The sequence below is a fragment of the Corallococcus praedator genome, assembly GCF_003612125.1.
GTDB classification, from domain to species: Bacteria; Myxococcota; Myxococcia; order Myxococcales; family Myxococcaceae; genus Corallococcus; species Corallococcus praedator.
The window spans coordinates 1-7,017 of the sequence record NZ_RAWI01000450.1 but is presented as its reverse complement, the minus strand read 5'-3'; the positions used below and the strand labels follow the sequence as shown (position 1 = coordinate 7,017).

Sequence of the window (7,017 nt, the reverse complement as noted above, 5' to 3'; positions counted from 1 at the left end):
GGCTCGAATGGCGCGGGGCCGGCCGGGGGGACGGATGGCGGCACCGATGCGGGCATCCCCGATGGTGGGACGTCCAGTGGCACGTCGGCTGGGACCGTGCACGAGATCAAGTTCTCCTTCCAGGTGCCGACCACGCCCGCCATCACCCTGCCCGTGGCGGGACAGGTGTCCACCACCACGCGCCCGCGCATCGAGGGCCAGGCGGGCACGGACGGTCCGGTCGTCCACATCCTCATCGATGGACGCGAAGTGGGCATGGTGGTGCCGGGGGCGGACGGGGCCTTCTTCCTGGAGCCCTTCACGCCGTTGACGGCCGGTGAGCACGAGGTCACCGCGTGGTCGGAGTCGCTGGGCGTGGCGAGCCTCGCGGCCACGCCGGTGCGCTTCACCACGCCGGCGGTGGTGCTCGCGGACGGTGGTGTCGTGGACATGGCGGTGCTGGTGGTGCCCGCGAACGGGGACACCGTGGGGCCCACGCCGCTGTTCGCCGGCACCACGACGAATGGACTCACGGTGGGCGTCGTCATCGACGACGGGCCGGACAACATCGTGCCGGTGGATCTGCTCGGGCGCTTCCGCTTCCAGGTGCCGGAGTCGGAGGCGCTGTCGGTGGGCGTGCACAAGGTCACCGTCCACGCGCACAACGAGACGGGCGAGGACGGGCCGCACTCCGACGTCGTGGGCTTCGAGGTGGTGGTGGCCGGCGACGGAGGAACGGGCGTGGACGCGGGCACGGCGGATCCCGCGGTGCCCATGATGGTCGTGCCCGCGCAGGACGCGAGCGTGGACCCCACGCCGACGTTCGTGGGCGTGGCCCTGGCCGGCACGACCGTCCGTCTGGAACTGGACGGCGCCCCGCTGGCCACCGTCACGAGCGACGCGGAGGGCGTCTTCCGCCACGAGGTGGGCGCTGGCGCGGCGCTCGCCACGGGGGCGCACCGCATCGTCGCGCAGGTGGTGACGGAGGAGGGCGAGGCCGGCCTGCGTTCACCGGAGGTGGGCTTCCAGGTGCGCGGTCCCACCGACCTGGACGTGGGCTGCGGCTGTGGCGCGGGGCCCGCGGGGATGATCAGCGTCTGGGCGCTGGTGGGGCTGACCGCGTTGGCCCGCCGCCGCGCCCGGGGCTGAGCGCACGGGCGGGTTCAGACCTCGGTGAAGTGCATGCCGGTGGCGCCCGTCTGCTCCAGCGCGGTCTTGAGGTCTTCGGAGACGATGAGCGCGACCTTCCATCCCCAGGGACGGAAGAGCTGGGTGACGCCGACCTTCGATGGGTCGATGCGCATGCCGTACACGGAGCGGTACTGCCCCAGCTTCTCAGGCTTGTTGTGTCTGGGTTCCCAGAAGAGGACCTCCTCGGAGGCCTTTTCGTCGATACAGCGGACGGTCTTCGTGGCGACCACGAGGACGTATTGGTCGGGTTGGCTGGGAATGTCGACCGGGATGAGTTGCACGTCGGCGGCCGCACGCTCCGCGAGGACGGTCGCGAGCTTGACGTGGACGATGGGGGTCAGCCCGACAGGAGTCCTTGAGAAGTCCACCGGCCTTCCCGCTTCACTGAGACGAACGGTCAGTCGGCCTTCGACGTGGACAGGTCTTCCCTCTGTGAACATCCAGGGGTCTTCCTCCTCCTGACGTCGCTCGTTCCAGGGACTCTCCAGAATCCAGGTGCCCTCCTGGACGTCCTCCGCGAGTTCGAAGAATCGATCAGCCATGTGCGGGGTCTAGCGCTTCGCGCGGGGTGAGGTCAGGAGTTTATGGAGGGTCGTGCCCGGGGACGAGGCTTCCTCGGCAAGCTCCTTGAGCACACCCTTCAAGGCCGTGCGGCAGTCCACCACGGTACGACAGGTGCCCATGGCCGAGTTCAGTCGCTGCATGATCCGTTCATGATACTCGCGAGGGTGAGGGCCTCGGTGTCCCTGGATCTCGACGATGTTCTCGGGATCATCCAAATCCATCCCCGCCTTCTTGAAGATGACCCTGAAGCGTTGTGTCCAGGGCCCACCGTTCTTCGAGGACTTCTCGTTGCGGAGGGTGGCCAGGTGATGCTTCTGGGGCGGTCCGGACCGGGATGACATCGCGAGCGCGTTGGGGGCGAGCGCGATGGTGAAACCGTCGGCGGTCATCGCCACGGAGCGGATGTTCCCCATGGCCACGAACCGAAAGCCCGCCTGGGTCTCCACCGCGAGCGCGGCCTGCGCGGAGCCCGGCAGGCTTTGCGTCCTCGCGGCGAGCCCTGCTGTGTTTCCCAGCGCGGCGGCGGCCACCATGACGAAGACACGCGCGGCGTTTTCTCCCAGCACCTTTCCGTACGCCTCGCCCGCGTCCCGCACCTGCACGAACGTGGTGGCTTCATCCACCTGCCGCACCAGGGCCACCCACCCGTCGAGGATGCGCCACACCGTATCCACGCCCAGGTACGCGATGGCGGTCGCGGTCATCAGGGCGGCGAGTCCCTTGGACACCGGCTCCGGCAGCGCCCAGAGCAACAGGTACATCGTCACGGTGGAGGTCATCATGGCCATCACCGCCTGCGGATGGGCCATGTCCTTCAGTGCGTCGGAGGTCTCACGCCACACCGAATCCATGGCGACCGCCATCGCCAGCGCATAACGACCGTCGCCTCCCAGCAACGGCCCTTCTTCCAGCAATCGCAGACAGTCCCCCGGCTGTTTCCGGCGGCTGTCGCACCAATGCTTGTAACCACGGGTCAGGTCGTCGGAGGCATCCAGCAGGTGCAGGTCACGCGCTTCCTGTTCGCCCAGGGGGATGATCCGCCGGGTCCGCTCCTGGAACCCGTACAGGCCACTGCGCTCCGGCAGGCCGAACAACTCCCGAGCCTCCCTCATGGGCCGAGTGGAAGGTCGTACCTCCCGGGCCAGCGCCCGCACCGTCTGCTTGAACTCCTCGTCGTCCAGTCGGGTCGTGGCGAGCGAAGCGTCCACGTCCTCGTGCGGCTTGACGACCTCCCGGTCGCCGTCGTCCGTCTCCAGTTTCACGACCCGCGTCGTCGCGCAGCCCGACACGAGCAACCCCAACAGCAGCGCCCACTGCCATCGCTTCATGCCCGCACGCTAGCCGCGAAGCCGTGTCCCGCATTCCCAGGTGCCCTCCGACCCCGGCGGGGCAAGGGGGCCTCCGGGCGTCCGGAGGGGTTGCCGGGCGCGCCGTGGGGACCCCCGTTATCTTCCCGCCCTCGAAGGCGTCCCCAGGGCGGTGTCCCGGGGCGGAAGGTGGCGCGCGTGACGACGGACGTGTCCTCGGAAGATGTCCCCTCGCGGCCGGCCCGGCGTTCGTCACGCTCACCGGGCTGGCGGTGGATGCTGTCCCTGCTGCTGGCCCTGGCCCTCCCCACCGCCCTGCACGTCTACATCGGCCTGCGCCTCTTCACGTCCCCAGGCTGGCCCGCCCCCTGGGCCGCCGTGGGGTGGGGCCTGCTGGGCCTGTGCTACCTCGTCCTCCTGGCGGGGTTTCGCGTCTCCCGCCGTGAGCAGCCCACCGGCCTCTCCCGCGCCATCCAGTGGGGCGCCTACGTGTGGCTGGGCGCCTTCGGCATCTTCCTGACCGCCGTGCTGGCCTCGGACGTCGTCGCGGGCGTGCTGTCCTTCTCCGGCGCCGTCACCGACCTGCACGCGCTCGCGCAGGGCCGCGCGGCGGCCGTGCTGGGCACCGTCGTGCCCGCCGTGGCGTTCGCGTTCGTCACCGCGCGCGGCCGCGCGAAGGTGGAGCGCACCACCGTGCCCGTCCAGGACCTGGGCCCGGGCCTGGACGGCCTGCGCGTGGTGCAGCTGTCCGACGTCCACGTGGGCCCCACCCTGGATGGCGTGTGGCTGCGGCGCGTGGTGGAGCAGGTGAACGCGCTGGAGCCGGACATCATCGCCGTCACGGGCGACCTGGTGGACGGCACCGTGGAGCAGCTGCGCGACCAGGTGGCGCCGCTCGCGGACCTCAAGGCGAAGCTGGGCGTCTACTACGTCACAGGCAACCACGAATTCTACCACGGCGCCCGCGCCTGGATTTCAGAGGTGGCCCGGCTGGGCCTCACCGTCCTCAACAACGAACACCGCGTGGTGGAACGCGACGGCGCCCGGCTCGTCGTGGCCGGCGTCACCGACCACGACGCGGGCCACATCGATGCGCCGCTCGCCAGCCGCCCCGACCTCGCGCTCGCGGGCGCCCCGCCCGACGTACCCCGCCTGCTCCTGGCCCACCAGCCCCGCTCCGCCCTGTCCCTGGGCGGCCTGCGCGTGGACCTCCAGCTGTCCGGCCACACCCACGGCGGGCAGATCTTCCCCTTCATGTTCTTCGTGAAGCTCCAGCAGCCCGTCGTGCAGGGCCTGGCCACCGTGGCCGGCACCCGGGTCTATACGCACCGCGGCACCGGCTACTGGGGCCCCCCGCTCCGCCTGGGCCCCGCCCCGGAGATCGCCGCCCTCACCCTGGTCGCCGCACCCCGCCCAACCGGAGATTGAAGCCAAGCTTGATATTTCCGATATTGCTGTTTACTGTGAGGACGTGTCTACCGCACCGTCTTCCCTCCTTGTCCCGGAATTCGCCTTCTCCCGTCCCACGGCGCCCGCGGCCTCGGGTGCGCGGCGCGGGGGGCTGACCTCGGTTCCGGCGGCCAGGGCAGGGTCGGCGGTGCCGGTGCTGTTGGTGGTCTCCGAGTCGCCCGAGGTGCGGTTGGCGGTGGCCCGGGAAGTGGGGGAGGGGTGCCGCGTGGTGGCGGCGCTGGGGGCGACGTCGGCCGACCGGCGGTTGGACCTGGGTGTGGACGTCGATGGGCTGGTGCTGGACCTCGACGCGGATCGCCGCGTCGTGAGCGATTTCCTCTGCCGTCTGGTGGACCGGGGCTTTAGCGGTCCACGCATTCTCCTGTCCTCCGGTTTCCGCCCTGAAGCCAGCGCCACCTTCCGGGCCTCCAGCCATACCCACTTCGCACTCGGCCGGCCCTGGCGCTCCGGTGAGTTGCGATCGCTCCTGGAGCTGGTCCTTGGGGTCTCCCACCTCGCTGAATCGTCAGGCTGTCCGTGACACCCGTCCCGCGCCGCTGACCGAGCGGGTCGCGGATGCGGGCCATGGACTCTTCACCGGCATCGCCGGGGCGTCCGCGGGCGCCGCGCGCAGCGCGTACGTGGCGCTGATGCTGCTGGCCGGCGGCATGGCCCGCTGTGCGACGGGCCGCACCCGGGAGGGCCTGCCCCAGCTCAAGCGCGGCCTGTTCCGCGTGGCGCAGGTGCCCATGGACCTGGTGCTGATGCTGGGCGGTCGCGTGCTCAGCGCCGTGCAGGTGGTGTCCGGCCTGGAGCCCGTGGGCCGCCGGCTGACGGACGCGGAGGTGACGCGGCTGCGGCCCATCTTCGGCGACAGCCTGGACTTCCGCTGCGTGCGCGTGAAGGAAGGCGCCCTGGGCCTGCTGGGTCTGCCGGGCCGCGCGTTCGCCCACGGCGACATCCTCTTCATCCCCCCCGGCTACGGCGCGGTGGGCTTCCGGCTGCTGGTGCATGAGCTGACGCACGTGTGGCAGCACCAGCACGGCGGCACGGGCTACCTGAGCGGCGCGCTGGCGGCCCAGTACCTGGGCGACGGCTACGACTGGCGCAAGGCCGTGGGACACCGCCGGTGGGCGGAGCTGAACGCGGAGCAGCAGGCCCAGTTCATCGAGGACGCCGCCGACGCGCAGCTCATCCCCCACGTGGGCCGGCCCACCCCGCAGCAGCGGCTGCGCGGCTGGAGCGACGCCGCCCTGTGCCTGCTGGACGAGGCGCTGGACAGCCTCTACGCCGGACGGGGCGCGCCGTGAGCCAGAGGCCCTCCCCATGACGCCGCCTGCCTCCCGGCCCGGAGGCACGCCCGAGGGCCGCTGCGTGCAGGCCGTCACCTGGCGCCGCCTGGAGTCCCCGGGCACCGAGCACTGCGAGCTGTGGGAGTCCGCCGCCGGCCCCCTCCTCACGGGCACCGCGGTGCTGGTGAGCGAAGGGCTGCCGCTGCTGGTGCGCTACACGGTGGCGTGCGATCCAGACTGGCACACGCGCGAGGCGCGGCTCGTGCTGCACCAGGGCGGCACGCGGCGCACCCTGGTGCTCCAGGTGGATGACCACCAGCGCTGGTGGCGCGACGGCCGCGAACTGCCAGAGCTGCGCGGCTGCGTGGACGTGGACCTGAGCGTCACCCCGTCCACCAACACCCTGCCCATCCGCCGGCTGGGGCTGGAGGTGGGCCAGGCCCGGGACGTGACGGCCGCGTGGGTGCGCCTGCCGGACCTGTCCCTGGAGCGGCTGGAGCAGCGCTACACCCGGCTGTCGGCGTCGCTCTACCGCTACGAGAGCGCGGGCGGCGCCTTCGTGGCGGAGGTGGACACCGACGCCCAGGGGCTCGTCACGCACTACCCGCCTGGATGGGAACGCGTGGCCACCTCCGAGGGTTGAGTCCCCGCCGACACGGCTTCGGCGTGGCTTCGCGCAACCCGGGACACTCACTCGCGGACAATCCCCCCATGCATTGCCGCAAATGCATGCCGGCGTGTCAGTAGATGTGCGCACGGGCGGCAGAAGACGGGGTTCTCCCAGGGGGTGGGGGATTGCGGGGACTACCTGTCATATAGGAATGGGCCCGGGTGACGTGCTGGGTTATATATCGACCCATGAACCGTTCCGGATGCAGAGGGGCCGCGAGCCTGGGGCCACCCCGCCGGACGTCACGTGCAAGGTTGATGTGGTGAAAACCCACCCCCGAGGTCCTATCGCTTCCGGCCGCGCCCGCAAGAAGCGCCCCAGGGCGCCTGCGTCCGCCGCCGCGCTGTCGCGACGGCAGTTGGAGCGCAAGCTGGCGGTCAGTGTGGGCGCGGCGGCCCGGGCCGCTCGGCTGCGGGCCGGACTGACGCAGGCGGATGTGGCGGACCGCGTCGGCATCGCGTCGGAGGTCTACGGCCGGTTGGAGCGGGGCAAGATGATGCCCAGCGTCCCCACGCTGTTCCGTCTATGCCTGGCGCTGCAGCTGTCCGCGGACGCGTCGCTGGGG

7 protein-coding genes and 1 pseudogene are annotated in these 7,017 nt (G+C 71.2%); 6 read left to right on the top strand and 2 right to left on the bottom strand.

Annotated features, from left to right (window positions below; translation table 11 throughout):
* Positions 1-1,128 (top strand): annotated as a pseudogene (locus D7Y13_RS35730) (adventurous gliding motility protein AgmC); the annotation flags it as partial.
* Positions 1,129-1,142: 14 nt separating this feature from the next.
* On the opposite strand, the gene D7Y13_RS35725 reads toward D7Y13_RS35730, so the two are convergent.
* Both D7Y13_RS35725 and D7Y13_RS35720 read right to left on the bottom strand, forming a co-directional pair.
* A complete protein-coding gene (locus D7Y13_RS35725; RefSeq protein ID WP_120586093.1) occupies positions 1,143-1,712 on the bottom strand; it encodes an imm11 family protein in 570 nt (189 codons plus the stop codon).
* A gap of 9 nt (positions 1,713-1,721) precedes the next feature.
* Positions 1,722-3,062 (bottom strand): AHH domain-containing protein, encoded by a 1,341-nt coding sequence (locus D7Y13_RS35720; protein ID WP_120586094.1) that lies wholly within the window; start codon positions 3,060-3,062, stop codon positions 1,722-1,724.
* Between the two features lie 177 nt (positions 3,063-3,239).
* Here D7Y13_RS35720 and D7Y13_RS35715 point away from each other — a divergent pair, with 177 nt between their 5' ends.
* From D7Y13_RS35715 to D7Y13_RS35695, 5 genes are all read left to right on the top strand, one after another.
* A complete protein-coding gene (locus D7Y13_RS35715) occupies positions 3,240-4,469 on the top strand; it encodes a metallophosphoesterase (RefSeq protein ID WP_370450744.1) in 1,230 nt (409 codons plus the stop codon).
* 169 nt (positions 4,470-4,638) lie between these two features.
* Positions 4,639-5,031: a response regulator gene (locus D7Y13_RS35710; protein ID WP_233595585.1), complete on the top strand. Its 393-nt coding sequence runs from the start codon at positions 4,639-4,641 to the stop codon at positions 5,029-5,031.
* Complete coding sequence (locus tag D7Y13_RS35705; RefSeq protein WP_120533047.1) at positions 4,991-5,800, top strand: eCIS core domain-containing protein; 810 nt, start codon at positions 4,991-4,993, stop codon at positions 5,798-5,800. The genes D7Y13_RS35710 and D7Y13_RS35705 overlap by 41 nt, the downstream gene beginning before the upstream one ends.
* A gap of 16 nt (positions 5,801-5,816) precedes the next feature.
* Positions 5,817-6,425: a putative glycolipid-binding domain-containing protein gene (locus D7Y13_RS35700; RefSeq protein ID WP_120533048.1), complete on the top strand. Its 609-nt coding sequence runs from the start codon at positions 5,817-5,819 to the stop codon at positions 6,423-6,425.
* Between the two features lie 286 nt (positions 6,426-6,711).
* The coding region (locus D7Y13_RS35695) for a helix-turn-helix transcriptional regulator (RefSeq protein ID WP_147452567.1) at positions 6,712-7,017 on the top strand (306 nt) is incomplete at its 3' end.